Origin of the sequence: Comamonas odontotermitis (assembly GCF_040396735.1) — a bacterium.
GTDB lineage: Bacteria > Pseudomonadota > Gammaproteobacteria > Burkholderiales > Burkholderiaceae_C > Comamonas > Comamonas odontotermitis_C.
The window spans coordinates 48,713-70,481 of the sequence record NZ_JBEBNZ010000014.1; the positions used below are offsets into that span (position 1 = coordinate 48,713).

Here is a 21,769-nt window from a genome sequence, read left to right on the forward strand (position 1 = left end):
GATGGCAGCCTTGACCTGGCCCGAGCACGGGGCGTTTTTCCGCAGCAACATCAGCATTCGCTTTGCGCACTGCGACCCGGCGGGCATCATTTTCTTCCCGCAGTACCTGGTGCTGTTCAACGGATTGGTGGAAGACTGGTTCAACCTGACGCTGGAGCACCCCTACGCGCAGATGTTGGGGCCTGAGCGAACAGGCCTGCCCATCGTGCATCTGGAGTGCGATTTTCGCGCCATCGCCCGCATGGGCGATGCCGTGCATCTGGATCTGGCTGTACAGAAGCTGGGCAGCCGCTCGCTGGAGCTGGTGCTGCGTTGCGCAGGTACGGATGGTGTGCTGCGCGCGATGGCCCGCAAGGTGCTGGTCTTTACCAACCTGGACACCCACGCAGCCGTGGCCGTGCCCGGCCACATACGTGCAGCCATCGAGCGCTGGATGGCGGGCGACGGCGCGCAATAGTTTTTTGATCTGGAAAGGAATCGCTATGCAAGTACTACTTCCCCAGGGGTGGCCCCGTCCCAAGGGCTATGCCAATGGCGTGACGGTCACGGGGCGTCAGCTGTTCGTGGCGGGCATGATCGGCTGGGATGCGCAAGGCGTGTTCCACACCGATGATCTGGCGGGTCAGGTGCGCCAGGCCCTGCAGAACATTGTGGCCGTGCTTGAAGAGGGCGGCGCCCGGCCCGAACACATCGTGCGCATGACCTGGTACATCACCGACAAGAAGGAATACCTGGCCCAGCAGGCCGAGATCGGCAAGGCCTACCGCGAACTGATCGGCAGCTTCAACGCCGCCATGACGGCGGTGCAGGTGGCGGCCTTGATCGAAGACCGCGCCAAGGTCGAGATCGAGGTGACGGCTGTGGTGCCGGATGCCAACTGAGCGGGCGGTCGCCGTGGCTCCTTCGCCTTTCAAGCTCTACCGCGATTTTGAATCGCAGGCACAGATTGACGCAGCCTACGATCCGCTGCGGCCGGTTGCAGACCCGGCAGCGGCGCGCCAGCATTTTGTGCAGCGCAGCGCCCTTGCCCGGGCGCAACTGCGCTGTGAGCTGGATGTTGCGTTTGGTGCAACCCTGGCCGAGACGCTGGACATCTTCCACGCGCCCGGCGGCGCGGCGGCGCCGGTGTTCGTCTTCTTCCATGGCGGTTACTGGCGGGCCAATACCTCCAAGGAATTCAGTTGTCTCGCATGGGGGCCGCAGGCCCTGGGCTTTTGCACGGTGGTGGTGAACTATGCCTTGTGCCCACAGGTCAGTCTTGATGAAATCGTGCGCCAGTGCCGCGCCAGCCTGGCATGGGTTTTCCGCCATATCGAAGCCTACGGCGGCGATCCGGGCCGGGTGGTGGTGGGCGGACACTCTGCGGGCGGACAGTTGGGCGCCATGTGCCTGCAAACGCCCTGGGCCAGAGACTATGGCCTGCCCGATGACCCGCTGCGCGGCGCGCTCTTGATCAGCGGTATCTACGACATTGCCCCGTTGCGCTACAGCTATCTGCAGCCTCTGATTCAGCTCGATGAGGGCGTGATTTCCCGCAATTCCCCCGCGTTTGGCGGCCGCAGCTGCGCCACGCCCATGCACCTGGTGTGGGGTGGGCGCGAACAAAGCGAGTTCGAGCGCCAGTCCTTGCTGATGCATGCCGCCTGGCAGGCTGCGGGCAATGTGTCGGAGCACGCAGCACTGCCTGGCTGCGACCATTTTTCGGTGCTGCACCGGCTGGAGGATCCGCAATCGGTTCTATGCCAGCGGCTGGTGCGGTTGTCAGCCTAAAAAAGACTTTTAGAAGTCCAGCAGGCTGAAGCCCAGCGAGAACACCGTACGCTTGTAGTTGTAGTCGATCAGGCTGTCACCATAGCCGTGAAACAGCTGGGCGTGCAGGCGCAGATTGCTCTTGCCGCCCATCCAGCCCTCGCCCAGCGTGTGCATCCACTCCAGACGTCCCGAGCCCTTGCCGTGGCCGTTGAGCGAGCCGCGAGCGGTGAGGCCCATCCAGTTGCGCTGGTTCACGTTCCAGCCCAGCTTCAACTCGCCGCGACCGATGTAGTTCTGGATGCCGGGGTTGTTGTCGTCCTCGGCGCTTTCCTTGATGCGGTGCCAGACCTTGGCCTGCAATTGCAGTCGGTTGTCCAGCTCGAAGCCGGTCATCAGGTAGGTGCGGTTCCAGCTGCGCGAGAGTGGATCGCTCTGGCCATTGGACTGGTGCACGAGGCCCACCCCGCTGTAGCGCCAGCGCCAGCCAAACGGCAACTGTGCCGTAGTGGGGTAGACGTAGAAGATCTCGGGCTCATGGTCGGTGGTGCGGAAGGGCCGCGACATGTCCGAGTTGAACACCTGCCAGTACGACAGACCGGTGTAGCCGATCCACAGCGAATCGCGCAGCTTGCCATTGGGGTCGGTCAGCAGATTCTGCGCGAGCTTGGTTCGCACCGACAACTGTATGCGCATTTCCTGCTTCTGGTAAGGCTCGGCGGTGGGGGCCGAGTTGCCGGGGTTGCCCGAGGTCGGCTGCTGGTTGACATGGTCACCTGCCGCAATCGACACGGAAAGCGGGCGGTAGCCACGGAAGCTGAATTTGCCGCAATCGGTGCCAGCTTCCAGTTCCCAGAAGCGTGACATCTCGGTGTAGGCATCGTTACGGCAACCACCAATGGGAGGCGCAATCTCTTCGGCAGCCGCCAGCACAGTGGCGGGCGCGCGCAGCCCTGTGCTGGCCGGGGTTGCCTCGGCGGCCGATGGGGCCGTTGCTGCAGCGGATACAGGAGCCGGTGTCGGCTCTACCGCCACTTGCTTGCTTTGCTGCTGTGCCCACTGGTCGAAACAGGCCAGGCGTGCGTTGCCGTCCTGCTGCAGGGTGCACTGGCGCCAGGCGGTGTCCGTGGTATTGCTTGCGATGGCTGAGGCGTTTTGCGCCCAGGCAGCGGGCAGGCCCAGGCAGGCGCCCAGGGCAGAGCAGGCCAGCGCCAGCGGGGTACGCGCAAAGAAAGTGGTGTTCATGGGTGTTGGGGCAGGGTGCGCGCAGACGCGAGTGGGCTGCGCGGTCGCACATTATTGCGGCTGTTTGCGCATGACGAAAGGGATGCTGTTGTCTTTATCATCCAGCCAGTCGCCACGGATCTCGCGTGCGCAGCTGCCTTCCACCACATCACCGAGCCAGGTACCGCTCACTTTTTTGCCGTCCGCTGATTCTTCCATCGTCAGCTTGCCCTGGTTGACGTCGCCCACAACGACAGATCGGCCTGCAGGGCGCGCGATGCTGCCCTTGACCGTGCCGTTCCACTCCGGATGCGGTGCGAGCTGCAGCTGGATGGGGCCGGGCTGGCCATCCATGGTGGCCGTCCAGCGGCCCAGCAGTTCCGGCTGGTCCATTTGGGCTGCCGTGGGGCAGGTGGGACGTGGTTTTTGCTGATTGGTAGCGCATGCGCATACCAGTAAAGCGCTTGTAGCTATTAAAAGTATAGTTTTTTTCATGCAGATCAAACGGTGCCGGGACTGGCATTGTTGCTGGCGTTTTGCGCCTTCTTGGCAAATTCCTCACGCAGCTTGCGCAGCTTCTCGCGGGGGTCTTCGCGGGCGGTGCTTTGGTCCAGTCCCATTTCTTCAATAAAGCGGCTGGGCAGGGCGGAGACCAGCTCGCGTCCCTTCTTGCGGCGCTTGGTCCAGCTCACGGCCAGCGAGCGTTGCGCGCGGGTGATGCCGACATACATCAGGCGGCGCTCTTCCTGCAGCCGCAGGGCGACGTCTTCGGTCACCTTTTGCTGGCGGCCATCGTCGTCGTCCAACTTGAAGGGAAGCAGCCCTTCATTGACGCCGATCAACATGACATGGGGCCATTCCAACCCTTTGCTGGCGTGCAGGGTAGACAGCACCACCATGTCCTGTTCCTTTTCACGCTCGCTGATGGTCGAGAGCAGGGCAATGGTCTGCGAGACTTCCAGAAGACTCTTGGCCTCGCTGGTGGTGGTGACGTCGGCGGTCGTCGAGGTCTGGCCACCCGCACGCTGGGCCATCCACTCACAGAATTCGAGCACATTGGTCCAGCGCGCGGCGGCGAGCTTTTCGCTGTCTTCGGCGTCGTACAGGTGCTGTTCGTAGCCGATGTCCTTGAGCCACTCCATCAGGAAGGCGAGTGATTCCTCGGCTCCACGCGTCTGGCGTGCCCGGTATTCCAGGTCGTTGATGTAGCGGCCGAACTCCAGCAGGCTTTCGCGGCCCTTGGCGGCCATGGCGTCTTCGAGCATGCTGTTGAAGAGCGCGCCGAACATGCTGCAGTGGTGTGCTTTCGAGAATTCGCCCAGCCGGCCCAGGGTGGTGTGGCCGATGCCGCGCTTGGGGTTGGTGATGGCGCGCAGGAATGCCGGGTCATCATCGTTGTTGATCCACAACCGGAACCAGGCACACAGATCGCGAATTTCGGCGCGGTCGAAAAAGCTGGTGCCGCCCGAGACCTTGTAGGGCACGTTGGCGCGGCGCAAGGCCTTTTCAAACGGCTTGGCCTGGTGGTTGGCGCGGTACAGGATGGCAAAGTTCTTCCAGTCCGGCGGTGGGTTGGCGCCTGCGCGCAGGCTCATGATGCGCGCCACGACGCGCTCGGCCTCGTGCTCCTCGGTGTCGCAGTCAACGATGCGCACCGGTTCGCCTTCGCCCAGTTCCGAGAACAGCGTCTTGGGAAACAGCTTGGGGTTGGGCTGGATCACATTGTTGGCCGCGCGCAGGATGGCGCTGGTGGAGCGGTAGTTCTGCTCCAGCTTGATGACCTTGAGCTGCGGAAACTCCACCGGCAGCTTCTTGAGGTTGTCCAGCGTGGCGCCGCGCCAGCCGTAGATGCTCTGGTCGTCGTCGCCCACGGCGGTGAAATGGGCCCGCTCGCCCACCAGCAGTTTCAACAGGTCGTACTGGGTTGCGTTCGTGTCCTGGTACTCGTCCACCAGCACATGTCCGAGGTGGGCTTGCCATTTGGCACGCACGGTGGGGTGGTCGCGCAGCAGGCGCAGCGGCATGCCGATCAGGTCGTCGAAATCCACGCTCTGGTAGGCAGTCAGGCGCTCTTCATAGCGCTGCATGATGACCGCAATGGCGCGCTCGTTGTCATCTGCGGCCTGTGCAAGGGCGGCCTTGTAGTCCAGCCCCATGTTTTTCCATTTGCTGATCGTCCACTGCCACTGGCGTGCGGTGGCCGCATCTGCGGTGCCTCCGGCCGCATCTTTCAGGATGCCGACGACATCGTCGCTGTCGAGGATGCTGAACTGGGGCTTCAGGCCCAGCACATGGCCGTCTTCGCGCACCATTTTCACGCCCAGGGCATGGAAGGTACATATCAGCACGTCATTGGCCGCACGACCGATCAGTCCCTTGGCACGCTCGCGCATTTCGGCTGCGGCCTTGTTCGTGAAGGTAATGGCGGCAATCTTGCGCGGCGCAAGGCCTGTCTCAATCAGCCGGGCAATCTTGTGCGTGATGACGCGCGTCTTGCCGGAGCCCGCACCTGCGAGCACCAGGCAAGGGCCTTGCGTGTAGTGCACTGCTTGCAATTGGGCGAGATTGAGGCCTGCTGCCATGGAGCGATGAAACCTTGCGGATAAAAGATGGAGAAGGTGCAGAAGAATAGCGGCAAGCCCCGCTGACTGCAGACACGGGACTTTGTATATTTTTTTGTTACAAAAAGCACACGTTTCGCCAAGTTGAATGTCAATCAATGTAGGTAGATGCTTTCCACCTTGACGAAAGGCTTGCGCCTAACTTACAAGCTTTTAGAATGTGCGATAGCATCGTTGTTGTTCAACGAAAGTATTAATAAATTTAGACAATAAGTTACGAGTCACATCCATGCAGACCGCCGGTATTTCCGCAGATTTGCTCACCCCCAATGTCAGGCACCGTTTCGTGCAACTGTTCGGGGTGGCTGCACGCAAGTCGGTGCTCCCCTGGAAGGAGGTGCCTCGAGACCGTGCCCAATTGGTTCTCGTGGACCAGGGCATGGCCGATGTCGTGTCTTCGCTGGGCAACAGCCCGTGCGTGGTGACCGTCGGCAATGTAGGGGGCAATCTCACGGGCAATGCCTCCTGGGCTGGGCGCCTGGAGGTGAACTACACGCTCAGCGACCTGATCGATACGCTGGACCGTGCGGCCGTCTTTCTGCTGGACTGGGAAGCGCGCCAGAAAGTGATTGCCAGGAGTGCGCGTGCGCAGGCTCAGGTGGCTGACGCTGTGCCTGCGGCCAAGCAGGAATACCTCTACCAGCTCAAATCCTGGGTGTCGATGGGCGCGCCCTTCAACACCGGCGCCTGCATCCGGGCACTGGCCCTGCTGTCGCGCGAACCTATTTCGCTCGCCCAACTCTGCACCCATAGCGGACTGGATTCCGCCACCGCCCGCCACATGTTGGTGGAGCTGGGCCAACGTGGTGTGCTGCGTGGTGTCGCCATGTCGCCTCAACGCGCAATTGCTTCTGCGGGAAGCCGTGAGCCGGTACACTCCGGTGGATTACTCGGCCGTTTGAGCCGATGGATCCGCGGAGGAGGAAAAGCGGCATGATTCAGGAGCTGGACTGGGGCACGCGGCAAAAGCTGGCGCTGCCCCGCATTGCGCTGTGTGGGCCGATGGGCATAGGCAAGACAACAGCCGTACGCACCTTGTGCGGCGAGCTGATGTCCCATTCGGATGTGCGCAATCTCGATCTTGCTGCCCACACCAAGGACTTCACCACGGTCGGTACCGAATTCGGTGAAATCGACCTGGGCGATGGCGAACGCGTCCAGATCTGCGGCTGCCCGGGGCAGGAGCGTTTCAGCTTCGTGCGCCAATGGGTGCTGTCGGTGTCCATGGGTGTTTTCATCATGGCCGACGTGAATGCCGCTGCCAGCCTAGCGGAAACCACCCATATTCTCGGCGAGATCAGCAAGCTGGAGACGGCGCCTGTCACCTTGATTCTGAGCGCGCGTGACGCGGGCGCTACACAAATTGAAACATTCGCACAAGGTGTGTATTCTGCCGGCTATGGCGTGATTCCTGTATTGCAAGCCGATCCCCGGGATCGCGCCCAGATGCTCGAAGTAATGAGTGTGCTAGTTTCCATGCTGTCTTTGCAAAGCGAGAATCCATGACCGCATCACAACCCATGATCCCTGCCCAGGTTGTCACAGCGGGCCAACAGGCGCTGGATAAATTGATCGGGCCCGTCGATGGCGTTCGCGTTGCTCTGCTCAGCACTCCCGATGGTTTCGAAATCGCATCGCTGCGCACGAACAGCGAGTTGCAGCTTAACCGCCTGTCGGCCATGGCCGGCTCGTTGATGGCCATGGCACGTGCCGTGGGCCGGGAAATCAACCACGCGGGCTGCAAACGCCTCACGTTTGAAACCGACAGTGGCGTGGTTGTGTTTCAATCGGTATCATCTGAGTTTCCGTGCATTTTGTGCATGGTGCTCGATACCAATGCCATCCTGGGCCGTGTGCTCTGGGCGGCTGCGGAAGTCGGTGCGGAAATGAACAAACCCTGATGGCGCCGCCTGCATGGCGCCGGCAGGGGGAAAGCTGGCCCATGCGTTGCATTGGCCGAATGGGCCAGCGACGACAATCAGCCAGTGCGTGAAGGGGAGATGAATGGCATCGGTACAAGAAGCTTTGACACAACTGCTCACCGTTGATGGCGCCATGTGCGCTGCACTGGTGGACAGCGCCAGCGGCATGCTGCTGGGCAGCGCGGGCTCCGGTCTGGACCTCGAACTGGCTGCGGCTGGCAATACCGAGGTGGTGCGCGCCAAGCTCAAGACGATGAAGTCGCTCGGCCTCAACGACTCGATTGACGACATTCTGATCACCCTGGGCACGCAATACCACATCATTCGCCCCATGGCGCAAAAGGAAGGCCTCTTCCTGTATCTGGTGCTTGACAAGCAGCGCAGCAATCTGGCGCTGGCCCGCCGTAAATGCGCAGATGTGGAAAAGCTCGTGTCGATCTGATCCCTGGTAGCGAGCGCCTGGCGCTCGCTTCGCCAATAACCGATACCCAGAACCTGCCGCATCGCTGGCAGGTTTTTCTATTTGTACGGGCTATAAATGGACGAATGCCCTGTTTGCGCTGGTAGAGGCGCAGTGTGAGCGGGGGCTGGGCGCTTTTGGGATGTCCATGGTGCCTGAAAGCCTACGCCGGTCCCTCGCGCTACAGCCGCAGCGCAGAGGCGTCGGCACAATACGCAGGTGCTGTCCGTCTTTCTTGTCACCTTTCCATTCTTTGCGCTGGTACTGTGCGGCTACCTGGCCACGCGCCGCGGCATATTTCCGCTGCCTGCCATCGCAGGGGTGAATGCCTTCGTGCTGTTCTTCGCACTGCCGTGCATGCTGTACAAGGCGGGCTCGTCGCTGCCGTTTGCACAGTTGATGAATATTCCCACGCTGCTGCTGTACATGCTGGTGCAGCTCTTGATGGTGGGTGGCTGCGTCTGGTTCTCGCGCAGAGGCGGGCTGGACTGGAACAACAGCGCCTTTGGCGCACTGGTCACGGCTTTCCCCAATACCGGGTTCATGGGGCTGCCGCTTCTGGTGGCGTTGTTGGGCGAGGCCGCTGCCGGGCCAGCCATCCTGTCGATGCTGGTGGACATGGTGATGACAACCTCCCTGGGCCTGGCCTTGTCTCGCATGGATGGCGCTGCAGGCAATATCCGCCCGGCGCTGGGCAAGGCACTCAAGGGTGTGCTCTCCAACCCCATGCCCTGGTCGATACTGCTGGGCGCGCTCGCATCCTACCTGCAGTGGCAACTGCCTGTGGCCATCGACAAGACGGTCGGGCTGCTGGCGAGCGCGGCAACGCCGGTCGCGTTATTTGCCGTGGGCGCGGTGCTTGCGCGCTCCAAGATGGTACAGGCCGAGTACGCGGCCCCACGCAGCTATGTGCCGCTGGCACTGGTCAAATTGTTCGTGCATCCGCTGCTGGTGCTGGCGCTGGGCCATGCTGCCATTGCGCTGGGCCTGCCTCTGCCGCCCTTTGCGGTCATGGTGCTGGCGCTGGTGGCTGCCCTGCCCAGTGCCAGCAATGTCACCTTGCTGGCCGAACGCTATGGCGCGCACAACGGCCGCATTGCGCACATCATTCTCGTGAGCACGGCGCTCGCCTTTGTCAGCTTTACGCTGGCGGTCAGTGGGTTTGCAGAATTTTTTCAATAAAAGTGGCTGTAGCGCTTGCATTTCAAGCGCTGATTGCTATTGATTAGATAGCTTGTGGGTCTACATCCACGAGCCAGCGCACCAAGGTTTTGTGCTCGGGATGGCTGCGCAGCCAGTGCAGCGTGGGCTGCCAGGCGCGCAGGAATTGCTGCAAGGCCTTGCGCGATGGACTCTCGATCAGCATCTGCGCCCGCTCCACATTGGCCACGCGCTGCACGGCCAGCGGAATGGGAGGGTAGACGAATACGTCGTCCGCTCCGGGCATGGGCTGGTTGGTTGCGGCAGCCGCAGCGGCGCGCAAAAAGCCCTGCGCCACCTCCTGCGTTCGGGCATCGGCGCGGATGATGGCCTGGTGGGCAAATGGCGGCATGGCTGCGTCGCGCCGCTCCGCCAGTTGCTGGGCCGCAAAGCCTGCGTAGTCCCAACGGCGCAGCGCCTGGTAGATGGCATGGTCGGGCTGCAGGGTCTGCAGCCACATTTCCACCTTGCTGCCTTGCGCTGCCACGTAGGCAGCGTCGCGCCCGGCGCGGCCCGCCGCCTGCAGCAGCAATGAGAAAAGGCGTTCAGGCGCGCGAAAGTCGCTGGACATCAGGGCGCCATCGGGCTGCACGGCCGCAACCAGGGTGACGCGCCGGAAATCATGCCCCTTGGCCACCATTTGCGTGCCAACCAGCACGTCGACATCGCCTGCGTGCATGTGGGCCAGCTTTTCTTCCAGTGCGCCCTTGGCTTTGGTGGTGTCCGCATCGATGCGTGCGATGCGGGCTGGGTCGCCATCGGGGCGCTGCACGTTGCGCAGCAGGCGTTCCAGCTCTTCTTCGAGCTGTTCGGTTCCCTTGCCCAGTGGCAGGATGTCGGGGTTGCCACAGCTGGGGCAGGCGTGCGGCACGCGCTGGGTGTATCCGCAGTGGTGGCAGCGCAGCGTGCGGTCATTCTTGTGGAAGACCTGGTGCGCGCTGCAGTGCGGGCAATCGCTTTTCCAGCCGCAATCGCCGCAGAAGAGCACTGGCGCGAAACCGCGCCGGTTCAGCAAGACCAAGGCCTGCTCGCCGCGCTCCACACGTTCTGTAATGGCCTGCAAAAGCGCATCGGAGAACACCGCGCGGCGCGGTTGCTGCCGCATATCGACCATGCGCAGGCGTGGCATGGCGCCTGCGCCGGATTCGGAGGCACCTGGGCTGGATGCACCTACGCCGGCCGCACCGATACGGCTGGGCATGGCCAGCCGCAGGTAGCGGCCGCCGGCATCCTGCGGTCCTGCGGTTCCCGCAGGGCGGCTGGCCCACCAGCTCTCCAGCGAAGGCGTGGCGGATCCCAGTATGACCTTGGCATTCAGATCATGGCCGCGCCAGATGGCCAGATCGCGGGCCGAGTACCGCGCTCCCTCCTGCTGTTTGTAGCTGGGGTCGTGTTCCTCATCGACGATGATGAGCTGGAGCTGTGGCATCGACGCAAATACCGCCATGCGCGTGCCTAGCACGATGCGGGCCTGGCCTGTATGCGCAGCCAGCCAGCTTTTCAGGCGCTGCGGCGGCGTCATGCCGCTGTGCATACTGACAACGGCGCTTTCGCCCAATTGGGCCGTGAAGCGAGCCTGAAAGCGGGCTTCCAACTGCGGGGTCAGGTTGATCTCGGGCACCATCACCAGCACCTGGGCAGCAGGATCGCGCTGCAGCAACTGCGCGGCCTGGTGCAGGTAGACCTCGGTCTTGCCGCTCCCAGTGCTGCCAAATAGCAGGAATGGCCCTGCATTGGCATCGATCTGCGCGCAAACAGCAGCTTGCTCAGGGCTCAAGGCCAAGGCGGTGTCGGTGGCGGTACTCGTCGGCGCGGCTTGGCTTTTGCGCTTGAGCCGCCGGGTCAGCTGCTCTGCCGTCAAATCACGCAAGGCAGGCGGCAAGGCGGTGATGGCCATCTCACCCAGACTGCGCTGGTAGTAGCGTGCGGCAAACTGCACCAGGCGCAGCCAGTTTTCCGGCATGGGGGCAACGCCTTCGAGCACGGCAGCGATGGGTTTGAGTGCACTGGCCTCGCCCGCATAGCAGTCATCCTCACCCCAGACAACACCCAGGACTTCCCGTTTGCCCAGGGGCACACGCACCAGACTGCCGCGTGGCAGCAACTGTTCGCTGTGATAGCTCAGCAGTTCGCTGGCAGCGCTGATGGCGCTATGGGCAGGCGTATGGACGGCGACAAGAAGCAAGGGCACGGAATGCAGGGACAGGAGATGCGTAGGTGGAGCGGACCGAGGTACCGAGTGTATGGCTTAGAACGTGTTTACGATCTCAGGGCTTGTGATTTCAACAAAGCGCCAAGTCCGATGTGCCAGCCTAGGTATTTTTACCAGTTGTGCAACCCGAAGAAGGCCTCGAAAAAATTGTAGGACAACTTACCCACAAGACAAATCTCAAGGTAAATCAACAATGGCCGATGTATTTGTGGATAACTTTGTTGACATGCAAGTCGCCGTCAGGCGGTCGAGCCGTTAGCACAGATTGTCGCCCTTGGCTCCTGCTTGGTTGACAAAATTTTTTATTTCTATTTTTCAATAAGTTATATACGCACTCTAGGCATTTTCAAATTCGTGCGCTTTGTTTTGTGCTAGCGGGTCTGCTTTCCACATTGTGTGCATAAGTGCTCGCTCACTGCATGGGGGGCATGCAGCGCGGTGCCGCTTCCAGCTGTCATTTATCCACAATTATTCTAGAAGTAGCTGATTTATCCACCATAAATCATTGATGTGTAAATAATTTATTGAGATTTTTATCGTTTTGATCAAGCTGTGCGCAAGCTTGTGGATACATGCCTTTTTCTTGTGGATGGTTGAATTTATCTCTATAAAAATCAAAGAACTCTTTTGATTTCTCTTTGGTTATGTCGGTGGCCGAAACGTGTACACGCCTGGCTGCTGCGCTGCCGCAGGCAGCAGCGGTCGTCCTTTGGGGTGTGGTGGGGTGCTTCGTGGCCTCTGCGTTATCCCCGGTCAATGCGGGTTCGCTTCCGATATGATCATGCGCTGATGACCGCGTTGCCCGGGCCACATCCGTTCATTGGCGGTTGGCTGCCGACCCGTGCACCTGGATAGATTTAGCGCCCGCACATGGCAACTGCTGTGTGCTGCTTTGCCACTTGACCCATGTCCCTGATTCGATCGATCTTGCATACGCTCTTCATGAGCCTGACGGTGATTCCCTTCACCCTGACCATTCTGTTGCTGCGCGTATGCGGTGCCAGCAGCATGGCTCGTTATACAGTGGCTCGGCGTTGGCTCAAGCTGTCGGCCGATAGCGCAGGCTGGTTTTGCGGTATCAAGGTGCGCATGCAGGGAATGGAGAATCTGCCGGTGCAGGGCCAGCCCGGCAGTGAAAAAGGCGTGGTGCTGCTATGCAAGCACCAGTCCACCTTCGAGACTTTTCTGATGCCGGCCATCATGCCGGTGCCGCTTGCCTACGTGTTCAAGAAAGAGTTGCTGAAGATTCCGTTCTTCGGTTGGTCGATCGGCAGCCTGGACATGATCCACATTGACCGCAAGGACGGCAGCCGCGCCTTCCACAAGGTGGTGGAACAGGGCAAGCGTCTGCTGGGACAGGGTATCTGGGTGATCATGTTTCCGGAAGGGACCCGCATTCCACGCGGCGAGACTGGCGACTACAAGACCGGCGCCACCCGCCTGGCCATCATGACGGGTGCGCAGGTGGTGCCGATTGCCGTGACCTCTGCCAAGTGCTGGCCGCGCAAGGCATTCGTGAAGAAGCCGGGCACCGTGGATGTGTCGGTGGGCAAACCCATCGACAGCAAGGGTCGCAAGCATGACGAGTTGATGGCCGAGGTGGAATTCTGGATCGAGTCAGAAATGCGCCGCCTGGACCCGGACGCCTATGTGGGCAAGCCGCCGTTGCCCGCGCGCGCGGAACGGGCCCCGGCTGCGTCCGCTGCCGATGCCTCTGCCGATTGATTTTTTACCGGAGAAAGACCACTTGCCTGCCTGCGATACTTCAGTCTCGCCACCAAGAACTATAAAAACAATAGCTGCTGGCGCTTTTACTTCAGGCGCTGGTGGCTATTTTTCATCGCGAGATTGCATCGGAATGAAAAGCATGACAGGCCAAGACCTGCGGCCCGGCACTTCCGATGGCGGAGAGGGGTATTTCCCTCCGAAGCGAGCCAGGACAGCCGTGCAGCGGAGGTGGGCATGATTGCGGATGTGCGCCGACTGGTGCAACTGGCGCTGGACCTATGGGACCGCAGTGAGCCCAGGACGCCTGCCGAAGCTGCGACCGGGCAGGGCGGTGCACGCCCGTCCGTGCCTGTGGCGCCGCCGGTCGACAGGCCTGTGGTGCCAGTACGGCAAAAAGCGCCTGAAGGAGTGTTTCCAGGTGCGCAGTCAGCACCTGTTGTGAGCGCAGAGCCGCCATCTGCGGTGTCTACGAAAACCATGCCGCCCGAGACTGGGCCCGAATCCTTGTCGCACACCTTGCTGCCACAGGCATTCGAGCATCCGGGTGCCAACCGCGCTGTCTTGTTGGGCGACACCCATATCGCCTACCTGCTCCAGCGCGCCAAGCGGCGCAGCATTGGCTTTCTGGTGGGGGAAGACGGCCTAGTGGTGCGTGCACCGCGCTGGGTCACGCAAAACGGCATTGACGAAGCTCTGCAGGAGAAGGCGGCCTGGATTGTACGCAAACTGGGCGAAATGCAGCGCCGCCGCGCCCATAGCCTGAACGCCACCATCCGCTGGGAAGATGGCGCAACCCTGCCCTTTCTAGGGCAGCCGCTGCAACTGGTGATCGACAGCGAGCAGCGCGTGGCACGTGCAGGAGTGGTCTGGCGAGTGGAGAGCGAGCTACCCGGCAGCCCCTCGAGGCTGTACCTGGCCCTTCCGCGTGCAGCCGGGCGGGAGCAGATCCGGGATCTGGTGCAGGCCTGGTTCATGAAAAGCGCGCGCCAGCATTTTCTCTCGCGGCTCGCCCACTTTGCGCCGCTTCTGCGTGTGCATTACACGAGCCTGCGGCTGTCGAGTGCCGAAACCCGCTGGGGCAGTGCCAAATCCGATGGCTCCATCCGGCTCAACTGGCGGCTGATGCACTACACGCCCGCCGTCATCGACTATGTGGTCGCGCATGAATTGGCCCATTTGCGCGTGATGGACCACAGCCCACGCTTTTGGGACACTGTGGCCGAGGTGGTGCCCGATCACCGTGCGCTGCGCGAGCAGCTCAAGTCGATTCCTGCGCCGCCCTGGGATCTGGCCGCATGAGCCGAGGGATTGGATGGGAAATCGCGATGGCGCGCAGCAGGAAAGCGCAGATAGCTATCAAATTTGAAAATATTTTGTGCAAACCACGGTGAAGAATGCAGGCGGTGTATTCTCATTGGCAAGCACCTTGTTGAGACTTGGTTTGCCTGAACCGCATGGAGACCGTACCGCAATGACACTGACCACAGAGCAGCAAAAGATCCATCCCGCCACTGGCTACGCTGGCGACATTGCACCAGAGCTGGCATGGCACTGGGTGCAAAGCGGCGAAGCCGTGCTGGTGGATGTCCGTACCGATGCCGAGCGTGCATGGGTAGGGCAGGTGCCTGGCGCCGTGCCCCTCGCCTGGAAGCAGTGGCCAAGCATGGCGATGAACCCTGATTTTGACGCCCGCCTGCAGGAAGTGGCCGAGCAAGAATCGGGTAAGAAAATCCTGTTACTGTGCCGCAGCGGCGTGCGCTCCGTAGCGGCTGCCAAGCGCGCTACCGAGCTTGGGTTAGCCGCATATAACATTCTTGAAGGCTTCGAGGGCGACGCAAACAGCCAGGGCCAACGGGGCGGGCTGGGTGGCTGGCGCCAGCATGGCCTGCCTTGGTTTCAATAAAATCAATAGCTTGGATTCTCAAGCGTGGCGAGGTGTAACCGCAGCACCGATAAAGGGCGTGCCGTGCTTGTCTCGCCAGTAAACTTGGCCCCTCACCATTTAACGGAGTTTTACATTGACAGCTCGTGCTGGCAGCGCAGCGTCTGCTGCAGCCATGGTTGCCAGCGTTCGCACGCATTGGCCCTTGATCAAGAAGATGACGCGTCGCGATGTGAGCGAGCGCTATACGGGCTCGGTCGTGGGGTGGCTGTGGTCGCTCATCATCCCGCTGTGCATGCTGGTGATCTACACCTTTGTGTTCTCCGTGGTGTTCAAAGCGCGCTGGGGTGACCTGAACGAATCCAAGACGCAGTTTGCGATGGTGCTGTTTTCAGGCCTCATCGTGTATGGTTTTTTCTCCGATGTGTTCAACCGCGCCCCGCAGTTGATTCTGGGCAATGTCAACTACGTCAAGCGCGTGGTGTTCCCGCTCGAGATTCTGGTGATCGTGGCGGTGTGCTCGGCGCTGATCCAGTCGCTGGCCAGCCTGGTGGTGCTGCTGCTGGCCTTGCTGGTGCTCAATGGCAGCGTGCCGCCCACGGCCTTGTTGCTGCCGCTGATCTGGCTGCCTCTGGTACTGCTGACTCTGGGCGTGGGCTGGTTTTTCGCATCGCTGGGCGTTTTTGCACGCGATCTCAAGCAGATCACCGGTGTGCTGACGACGATGCTGATGTTCATTTCTCCCATCTTTTTCCCCGTCAAGGCACTGCCGCCAGAGTTCCAGACCGTGATGTGGCTCAATCCGCTGACCTTTTTCATCGAGCAGTCGCGCGAGGTGCTGATCTGGGGGCGTGCGCCGGATTGGGCGGCCTGGGCAGTTAGCGTAGTGGTCTGTGCCATCGTGGCCTGGTTGGGTTTTGCCTGGTTCCAGAAGACGCGCAAAGGATTTGCCGATGTCCTCTGAAACGATGGCGCTCGAGATCGACGGCCTGGGCAAGTGTTTCCACGTCTACGACAGGCCGGGTGACCGGCTGCGGCAGTTTGTGCTGCCACGCCTGGCGCGCATGGTGGGGCGTCCGGCAAAGGACTACTACCGCGAATTCTGGGCGCTGCACCACCTGGACCTGCGTGTGTGCAAGGGCGAGACGGTCGGCATCATTGGCCGCAATGGTTCCGGCAAGTCCACCTTGCTGCAGATGGTGTGCGGCACGCTGGAGCCAACCCGGGGCGAGGTGCGCACGCACGGGCGCATCGCGGCGCTGCTGGAGTTGGGGGCTGGCTTCAACCCCGAGTTTTCGGGCCGCGACAATGTCTACATGAACGCAGCGCTGCTGGGGCTGTCGGATGCGCAGATCACTGAGCGCTTCGACTCGATTGCGGCGTTTGCCGATATCGGTGACTTCATGGAGCAGCCGGTCAAGACCTATTCCAGCGGCATGTATGTGCGCCTCGCCTTTGCCGTGATCGCCCATGTGGATGCTGATATCCTGGTGGTGGACGAGGCGCTGGCGGTGGGCGATGCCGTGTTCACCCAGAAATGCATGCGTTTTCTGCGCAATTTCATGCAGCGTGGCACCTTGCTGTTCGTGAGCCACGACACCGCTGCGATCAAGAGCCTGTGCGACCGCGCGGTCTGGATTGACAAGGGGCGCGTGATGCAGGTGGGTCCGACCAAGGAGGTCTGCGACCGGTACATGCAGGCCTGCTATGAGGCAGAGCAGGGCGAGAGTGCCGCCGCAGGCGTGGCTGTGACGCAGGCCGAGGCGGTGCAGCTGAGCTTTCATGACCAACGTCAAGATTTTTTCCGCAGCGAGCCTCTGCGCAACGATATCGAAGTGTTCCGCTTCAATCCCGAAGCCATGTCTTTCGGGTTGGGGGGCGCCCGCATCACCGATGTCTGGCTGATGGATGCGCAGCGCCGTCCCCTGCACTGGGTGGTGGGGGGCGAGCCTGTGATCTTGCGGGTGCAGGCGCAGTGCCTGCAGGCGTTGCAATCTCCGATCGTCGGTTTTGTCGTGAAGGACCGGACCGGCCAGGCTGTATTTGGCGACAACAGCTACCTTACCTATCTGGGCCAGCCCGTGGCCTGCGGCGCAGGCCAGCAACTGCTGGCGGAATTCAGCTTTGACATGCCGCGCATGCCGGTGGGCCACTACGCCATCGATATTGCGCTGGCAGATGGCTCGCAGCACGACCACGTGCAGCACCACTGGATCCAGGATGCGGTGCACTTCAAATCCGAATCCACCAACGTGGCCACGGGCCTTTTGGGGATTCCGATGCGGAGCATCGCGCTGCGTGCAGGCAGCGACAACGAAAAGACTTCTTCGACATGAAACCAATGACCGATGTCCTGCGCAAGGACTCTGTGGATTACGAATGGCTGCTGCCCGCAGCCATGATGGAGCCCCATCACCTGACCCACCCCGCACCGTGGGCGGGCCATATTCCATTTGCGGCCTGGCTCATGGCGGTGGCCCGGCCGGATGTGCTGGTGGAGCTGGGCGCGTACTCCGGCATCTCGTACCTGGCCTTTTGCCAAGCCATTGCGGCGCAGCAACTGCCGACCCGTGCCTATGCGGTGGATACCTGGGAGGGCGACGCCCATGCGGGCGCCTATGGCGAGCACATCTACACCAGCTTGCGGCAGCACCACGACCCGCATTACCTGCGGTTTTCCACGCTGATGCGCATGCGCTTTGATGAGGCCCTCCGCAGCTTTGCCGATGGCAGCGTGGATCTGCTGCACATCGACGGCCTGCACACCTATGAAGCCGTTCGCCATGATTTCGAGAGCTGGTTGCCCAAGCTCAGCAAGCGCGGGGTTGTGCTTTTCCACGACAGCAATGTCTACCGGGATGACTTTGGCGTACACCAATTGTGGGCAGAACTGAAGAACCGCTACCCCAGCCTGCACTTTCCGCACAGCAACGGCCTGGGCGTGCTGCTGGTGGGGCCCGAGCAACCCGCGCTGCTGCGGTCACTCTGCAACCCGGCTCACGCGGATCTCCAAAGCCAGGTGCAGGCGGTGTTTGCTGCCCTTGGTGCAAGGTTTGAATGCCGGGCCGAGATGCAGGCGCTGAAGCACCAACTGGCCGGTGCCGAGCAGCAGGCGCAACAGTTGGAGACCGCAGGCCAGCAGCGCCACGCCTGGATTGAAAAGCAGGATGGCGAGATCCGCGCACTGGAGTTGGCACGCCAGCAATGGCAAAGCCGTGCCGAGCAGGTGCAGGCGACGCTGGACGAGGCTGGCCGCCACATGCGGCAGCAGGTGCAGGCCCTGGAGCAGGACGCCGCACGCAAGCAGCAGCGCATCGAGCAGCAGACCGCACGGATGCGGGCCCTGGAACTGGAGGGCGCCCAGAAGCAGTGGCAGATCGAGCAGCAAAGCCAGCAGATGCAGGCCATGGCGCGCCAGCTGACACCGCTGTGGCGGGTCAAGGATGCGTTGCGCTCGTTGAAAAGCGCGCTTTTCCGCCTGAAGCAGAAGCTCGCGCCGTACGAGCCGGCCCTGGTGCGCAAGGCGCGGCACGCATTGCGCCGGCGCATTCAGCGCTCACAAGGGGTTGTGCCACAAACGGTGCCGCTGCTGCCCGGTCGCAACCGCAGGTACGGCGTGCTGGCTACCGCCCATACGCAGTTTGTTGCGCATGGCCTCGCGCAGGTGCTGCGCAAGGCAGGGTTCGAGGTGACCGTTCTGCAGGAGGTTCCCCCCGAGGGCTATGTGCTGGACATGTACATCGTGGTGTGCCCGCAGATGTTCAGGCAGTTGCCTCCGGGTGAAAAGCGCATCGTGTTCCAGATGGAGCAGAGCGTCAGTCCGCGCTGGTTCACGCCAGAATACCTGTCGATCCTGGAGAACTCTCTGTCGGCCTGGGACTATGCGCCGGCCAATCTGGCTTTCCTGGAAGGCAAGGGCGTGCGCTACCCGCACACCTTCCTGGTGCCCATTGGCGGTGTGGCCGATTATTCACTGGCGTTGCAGGCCAGTGGCGAGCCTGCGCTGCAGTCCGCCGAGCCAGTGTGCGATGTGCTGTTCTACGGTGATGTCAATGCGCCGCGTCGCCAGGAAATGCTGCAGGAGCTGCAGCGCCATTTCACGGTCCGCATCGAAGGCAATCTATTTGGTGACGCTTTGCGCCAGGCTGTTCGCCAAGCGCGCGTGGTGGTCAACATCCATTACTACGAAGGCGCATTGCTGGAGACCACGCGCATTTACGAATGCCTGAGCCTGGGCACCCCGGTTGTGACGGAAAGCAGCGCCGACATTGACGTCTATCAGGAACTGGTGGACAGCGGCGCGGTGCGTGTGGCGCCGGTCGGCGATGCGCAGGCGATGGTGAAGGCGGTGGAGCAACTGCTGCAGCAAATCACGATTGCACCGGCCGAGGTGCGCCGGGCCGTTGAGCAGGAGGTGCAGCGCAGCGCGCAGCAGTTCGAGTTCATGGTCTGCCGCGCCCTGTACGCGCTGGGCCGGATCGATACCGCCATGTGGGATGGCCTGACGCAGGCCCAGCCGCTGCCGGGTGACTGCATGGTGCTGAGCATGCCCGAAACCCACCGCCGCCGCGCACATTTCATGCACGAGACCTTGCCCGGCCTCGCACGCAATGTCGCGGTGTTTGATGGTGTGCGGCACAGCCCTGGCTGGCTGGGCTGTGCCATGAGCTACCACTACCTTGCACGCAAGGCGCTGCAGGCTGGCGTGTCACAAATCGAAGTGATGGAAGACGACGTGGAGATGCCGCCGGATTACGCGCTGCGTCGCGGCAAGGTCGATGCCTGGCTGCAGCAGCACGCTGGCGAGTGGGACATTTTTGCGGGACTGATTGCCAAGATCCACCCTGACACCCAGGTGCTGGACGTTCAGCAGCGCGACGGCGAAACCTTTGTGGTGCTGGACCGTATGACCAGCATGGTGCACAACATCTACACCCAACCGGCGCTGGAGGCATTGGCCCAATGGGATGCCAATATCCGCGATCCGCACACCAACACCATTGATACCTATCTGCAGACCAAGGCGCAGATGCGTGTGGTGACGACCCTGCCATTCCTGGTGGCGCACACGACCGAAATGGATTCGTCGCTCTGGGGCATCAACAACCAGGAGTATCTGGCGGTCATCTACAAGGCCGAACAGGACCTGCGCCAGTTGGTGGACCGGTTCCTGCAGCCTCGAGCTGCGTAACATCCACTCCAATAAAAAACCCGCGCAGAGGAAGCCCTGCGCGGGTTTTTTGATGGGCCTACCGGCTTTACACTGCAGGAATGCGCAGCTTCTGGCCTGGGTAGATCTTGTTGGGGTCGCTCAACATCGGCTTGTTGGCTTCGAAGATCACCATGTACTTGTTGGCGTCGCCATACATCTTCTTGGAGATGCCCGAGAGGGTGTCGCCGGAGACCACGTCGTAGTACTTGGCTTCGGGTTCGGGGTTGGTGACGGTCATCTGGTTGTCCACATCGCTCACGCTCGAGACGTTGCCGCAGCACAGGGTCACCTTTTCCTTGGCGGCCTGGGTGGGGGCAGTGCCCGTCACGGTCACCTTGCCTGCGTCAAAGGCGACTTTCACGTCGGTCACGCCCAGATTCTGGGTGCCGATGTATTTTTCGATGGCTGCGCCTGCTGTGGCGTTCAGGTCCTGAGGGGCGGCAGCGGCGTCCTTGCCTCCAAACAGTTTTTCACCGGCTTCCTTGATAAAGCTGAACAGTCCCATTGGTTGACTCCTTGAAGGTTGATTGCAGGAACTGCCCAATATAAACGGCTTTGGCGGCAAGGCAATGTCAGCCAAGGGCGCTTGAAGAAAATTCACAGTACCCGCAGTGCTCACTACCGCTTGCAGCTAGGTATTTACCGTAGATGTTGCAAGTGCAACAAAGGATGAATACAAAAAGGCTGATAATGCCGCCCATGCATTTTCTGGCCATTGACGTAGGGAACACGCGCCTCAAGTGGGCAATGTATGACGAGCCGAGCCCGGGTGCGGCCGTGCTCGCCCATGGCGTGGAGTTTTTGGACAACATCGAGCGCCTGGCCGAAGGCAGCTGGGCAGAGCTGTCCGAGCCCCGGTACATGCTGGGCTGCGTCGTGGCGGGCGATGTGGTGCGCCGCCGCGTGCAGGAGCAGATGGAAATCTGGGATGTCTCGCCCCATTGGGTGGTGTCCACCACGCAGGAGGCGGGCCTGACCAATGGCTATGACCACCCGTCCCGGCTGGGGACGGACCGCTGGATTGCCATGATCGGCGCCTGGCACCATGTACTGGCGCAAGGGCGGCAGCGGCCAGTGGTCGTGGTCATGGTGGGCACGGCCGTCACGGTGGAGGCGATCGATGCGAGCGGCAGGTTCCTGGGTGGCCTGATTCTGCCCGGCCACGGCATCATGCTGCGCGCGCTGGAAGCGGGTACTGCCGGTCTGCACGTGCCCACGGGCAATGTCTGCACCTTTCCCACCAATACCAGCGATGCACTCACCAGTGGCGGCACTTATGCCATTGCGGGTGCCGTGGAACGCATGGTGCAGCACGTGATTGCGCACTGCGGCGAAGAGCCGGCGTGTGTCATGACCGGCGGTGCGGGTTGGAAGATGATGCCCAGCATGACGCGCCCGTTTGAGCTGGTGGAAAACCTGATTTTTGATGGGTTGCTGCATATTGCGCAGAGCCGCTTCGGCGCCGCCGCCTGAGCGTAGAGCCGCTGAATCAAGGCTTCTGCGGCCAAAAACCATCTATAGCAAGCGCTGGTTGCTGCAACAATAGTAGCGGTTCGCCT

At 61.6% G+C, this 21,769-nt stretch carries 21 protein-coding genes; 15 read left to right on the forward strand and 6 right to left on the reverse strand.

Annotated elements, in window-relative coordinates; translation table 11 throughout:
• The first annotated feature begins 1 nt into the window (after position 1).
• The 3 genes from ACH2DG_RS13400 to ACH2DG_RS13410 are packed head-to-tail and all read left to right on the forward strand — an operon-like array spanning position 2 to position 1,770.
• A complete protein-coding gene (locus tag ACH2DG_RS13400; RefSeq protein WP_395026707.1) occupies positions 2–457 on the forward strand; it encodes an acyl-CoA thioesterase in 456 nt (151 codons plus the stop codon).
• Between the two features lie 25 nt (positions 458–482).
• A complete protein-coding gene (locus ACH2DG_RS13405) occupies positions 483–881 on the forward strand; it encodes a RidA family protein (protein ID WP_395026708.1) in 399 nt (132 codons plus the stop codon).
• Between the two features lie 13 nt (positions 882–894).
• Entirely contained in the window at positions 895–1,770 is an 876-nt protein-coding gene (locus ACH2DG_RS13410; RefSeq protein WP_395026710.1) for an alpha/beta hydrolase, read from the forward strand.
• Positions 1,771–1,779: 9 nt separating this feature from the next.
• Here the strand turns inward: ACH2DG_RS13410 and ACH2DG_RS13415 are convergent, their stop codons facing one another.
• The 3 genes from ACH2DG_RS13415 to ACH2DG_RS13425 form a co-directional block, all read right to left on the reverse strand.
• Positions 1,780–2,994, reverse strand: coding sequence for a phospholipase A (locus ACH2DG_RS13415; RefSeq protein WP_395026711.1), 1,215 nt, complete (start codon positions 2,992–2,994; stop codon positions 1,780–1,782).
• 51 nt (positions 2,995–3,045) lie between these two features.
• Positions 3,046–3,366 carry a hypothetical protein gene (locus ACH2DG_RS13420; protein ID WP_395026713.1) on the reverse strand — a complete coding sequence of 107 codons (321 nt, stop codon included), beginning with the start codon at positions 3,364–3,366 and terminating at the stop codon, positions 3,046–3,048.
• A 107-nt stretch (positions 3,367–3,473) separates the two neighbouring features.
• A complete protein-coding gene (locus tag ACH2DG_RS13425) occupies positions 3,474–5,555 on the reverse strand; it encodes an ATP-dependent helicase (protein ID WP_395026714.1) in 2,082 nt (693 codons plus the stop codon).
• A 268-nt stretch (positions 5,556–5,823) separates the two neighbouring features.
• Here ACH2DG_RS13425 and ACH2DG_RS13430 point away from each other — a divergent pair, with 268 nt between their 5' ends.
• The 5 genes from ACH2DG_RS13430 to ACH2DG_RS13450 all read left to right on the forward strand — a co-directional run bounded on the left by ACH2DG_RS13430 (position 5,824) and on the right by ACH2DG_RS13450 (position 9,158).
• Positions 5,824–6,531 carry a hypothetical protein gene (locus ACH2DG_RS13430; protein ID WP_395026715.1) on the forward strand — a complete coding sequence of 236 codons (708 nt, stop codon included), beginning with the start codon at positions 5,824–5,826 and terminating at the stop codon, positions 6,529–6,531.
• On the forward strand, positions 6,528–7,100 hold the full coding sequence (locus ACH2DG_RS13435; RefSeq protein ID WP_395026716.1) for an ATP/GTP-binding protein: 573 nt from the start codon (positions 6,528–6,530) through the stop codon (positions 7,098–7,100). Before ACH2DG_RS13430 ends, ACH2DG_RS13435 begins: the two co-directional genes overlap by 4 nt.
• Complete coding sequence (locus ACH2DG_RS13440) at positions 7,097–7,495, forward strand: roadblock/LC7 domain-containing protein (RefSeq protein ID WP_224152993.1); 399 nt, start codon at positions 7,097–7,099, stop codon at positions 7,493–7,495. Before ACH2DG_RS13435 ends, ACH2DG_RS13440 begins: the two co-directional genes overlap by 4 nt.
• A gap of 103 nt (positions 7,496–7,598) precedes the next feature.
• A complete protein-coding gene (locus ACH2DG_RS13445; protein WP_395026717.1) occupies positions 7,599–7,958 on the forward strand; it encodes a hypothetical protein in 360 nt (119 codons plus the stop codon).
• 237 nt (positions 7,959–8,195) lie between these two features.
• Positions 8,196–9,158 (forward strand): AEC family transporter, encoded by a 963-nt coding sequence (locus ACH2DG_RS13450; RefSeq protein ID WP_395026718.1) that lies wholly within the window; start codon positions 8,196–8,198, stop codon positions 9,156–9,158.
• Positions 9,159–9,201: 43 nt separating this feature from the next.
• On the opposite strand, the gene priA is transcribed toward ACH2DG_RS13450, so the two are convergent.
• Both priA and ACH2DG_RS13460 read right to left on the reverse strand, forming a co-directional pair.
• A complete protein-coding gene (priA, locus tag ACH2DG_RS13455) occupies positions 9,202–11,367 on the reverse strand; it encodes a primosomal protein N' (protein ID WP_395026719.1) in 2,166 nt (721 codons plus the stop codon).
• 523 nt (positions 11,368–11,890) lie between these two features.
• The gene (locus ACH2DG_RS13460) at positions 11,891–12,145 is read right to left on the reverse strand and encodes a hypothetical protein (protein WP_395026720.1); all 255 of its coding nucleotides are present in this window, start codon (positions 12,143–12,145) and stop codon (positions 11,891–11,893) included.
• Between the two features lie 149 nt (positions 12,146–12,294).
• Here ACH2DG_RS13460 and ACH2DG_RS13465 point away from each other — a divergent pair, with 149 nt between their 5' ends.
• The 6 genes from ACH2DG_RS13465 (at position 12,295) to ACH2DG_RS13490 (ending at position 20,189) form a co-directional block, all read left to right on the forward strand.
• Complete coding sequence (locus ACH2DG_RS13465; RefSeq protein WP_395026721.1) at positions 12,295–13,113, forward strand: lysophospholipid acyltransferase family protein; 819 nt, start codon at positions 12,295–12,297, stop codon at positions 13,111–13,113.
• A gap of 249 nt (positions 13,114–13,362) precedes the next feature.
• The gene (locus tag ACH2DG_RS13470) at positions 13,363–14,415 is read left to right on the forward strand and encodes a M48 family metallopeptidase (protein WP_395026786.1); all 1,053 of its coding nucleotides are present in this window, start codon (positions 13,363–13,365) and stop codon (positions 14,413–14,415) included.
• A 172-nt stretch (positions 14,416–14,587) separates the two neighbouring features.
• Positions 14,588–15,019, forward strand: coding sequence for a rhodanese-like domain-containing protein (locus ACH2DG_RS13475; protein ID WP_395026723.1), 432 nt, complete (start codon positions 14,588–14,590; stop codon positions 15,017–15,019).
• 115 nt (positions 15,020–15,134) lie between these two features.
• A complete protein-coding gene (locus tag ACH2DG_RS13480) occupies positions 15,135–15,962 on the forward strand; it encodes an ABC transporter permease (protein WP_395026724.1) in 828 nt (275 codons plus the stop codon).
• On the forward strand, positions 15,952–17,334 hold the full coding sequence (locus ACH2DG_RS13485) for an ABC transporter ATP-binding protein (protein ID WP_395026725.1): 1,383 nt from the start codon (positions 15,952–15,954) through the stop codon (positions 17,332–17,334). The genes ACH2DG_RS13480 and ACH2DG_RS13485 overlap by 11 nt, the downstream gene beginning before the upstream one ends.
• A gap of 5 nt (positions 17,335–17,339) precedes the next feature.
• On the forward strand, positions 17,340–20,189 hold the full coding sequence (locus ACH2DG_RS13490) for a class I SAM-dependent methyltransferase (RefSeq protein ID WP_395026726.1): 2,850 nt from the start codon (positions 17,340–17,342) through the stop codon (positions 20,187–20,189).
• A 67-nt stretch (positions 20,190–20,256) separates the two neighbouring features.
• Here the strand turns inward: ACH2DG_RS13490 and lysM are convergent, their stop codons facing one another.
• The gene (lysM, locus tag ACH2DG_RS13495; RefSeq protein WP_224153003.1) at positions 20,257–20,715 is read right to left on the reverse strand and encodes a peptidoglycan-binding protein LysM; all 459 of its coding nucleotides are present in this window, start codon (positions 20,713–20,715) and stop codon (positions 20,257–20,259) included.
• A gap of 194 nt (positions 20,716–20,909) precedes the next feature.
• On the opposite strand from lysM, the gene ACH2DG_RS13500 reads away from it, so the two are divergent.
• Positions 20,910–21,683: a type III pantothenate kinase gene (locus ACH2DG_RS13500; protein ID WP_395026728.1), complete on the forward strand. Its 774-nt coding sequence runs from the start codon at positions 20,910–20,912 to the stop codon at positions 21,681–21,683.
• Positions 21,684–21,769: the final 86 nt, after the last annotated feature.

Excerpts from the sequence above, each read along its gene's own strand:
- ACH2DG_RS13405 (WP_395026708.1), top strand. The coding sequence starts at position 483 with ATGCAAGTACTACTTCCCCAGGGGTGGCCCCGTCCCAAGGGCTATGCC.
- ACH2DG_RS13435 (WP_395026716.1), top strand. The coding sequence starts at position 6,528 with ATGATTCAGGAGCTGGACTGGGGCACGCGGCAAAAGCTGGCGCTGCCC.
- ACH2DG_RS13485 (WP_395026725.1), top strand. The coding sequence starts at position 15,952 with ATGTCCTCTGAAACGATGGCGCTCGAGATCGACGGCCTGGGCAAGTGT.
- ACH2DG_RS13425 (WP_395026714.1), bottom strand. The coding sequence starts at position 5,555 with ATGGCAGCAGGCCTCAATCTCGCCCAATTGCAAGCAGTGCACTACACG.
- ACH2DG_RS13445 (WP_395026717.1), top strand. The coding sequence starts at position 7,599 with ATGGCATCGGTACAAGAAGCTTTGACACAACTGCTCACCGTTGATGGC.
- ACH2DG_RS13420 (WP_395026713.1), bottom strand. The coding sequence starts at position 3,366 with ATGGACCAGCCGGAACTGCTGGGCCGCTGGACGGCCACCATGGATGGC.
- ACH2DG_RS13500 (WP_395026728.1), top strand. The coding sequence starts at position 20,910 with ATGCATTTTCTGGCCATTGACGTAGGGAACACGCGCCTCAAGTGGGCA.
- ACH2DG_RS13430 (WP_395026715.1), top strand. The coding sequence starts at position 5,824 with ATGCAGACCGCCGGTATTTCCGCAGATTTGCTCACCCCCAATGTCAGG.
- ACH2DG_RS13415 (WP_395026711.1), bottom strand. The coding sequence starts at position 2,994 with ATGAACACCACTTTCTTTGCGCGTACCCCGCTGGCGCTGGCCTGCTCT.
- ACH2DG_RS13490 (WP_395026726.1), top strand. The coding sequence starts at position 17,340 with ATGACCGATGTCCTGCGCAAGGACTCTGTGGATTACGAATGGCTGCTG.
- lysM (WP_224153003.1), bottom strand. The coding sequence starts at position 20,715 with ATGGGACTGTTCAGCTTTATCAAGGAAGCCGGTGAAAAACTGTTTGGA.
- ACH2DG_RS13465 (WP_395026721.1), top strand. The coding sequence starts at position 12,295 with ATGTCCCTGATTCGATCGATCTTGCATACGCTCTTCATGAGCCTGACG.
- ACH2DG_RS13475 (WP_395026723.1), top strand. The coding sequence starts at position 14,588 with ATGACACTGACCACAGAGCAGCAAAAGATCCATCCCGCCACTGGCTAC.
- ACH2DG_RS13440 (WP_224152993.1), top strand. The coding sequence starts at position 7,097 with ATGACCGCATCACAACCCATGATCCCTGCCCAGGTTGTCACAGCGGGC.
- ACH2DG_RS13400 (WP_395026707.1), top strand. The coding sequence starts at position 2 with ATGGCAGCCTTGACCTGGCCCGAGCACGGGGCGTTTTTCCGCAGCAAC.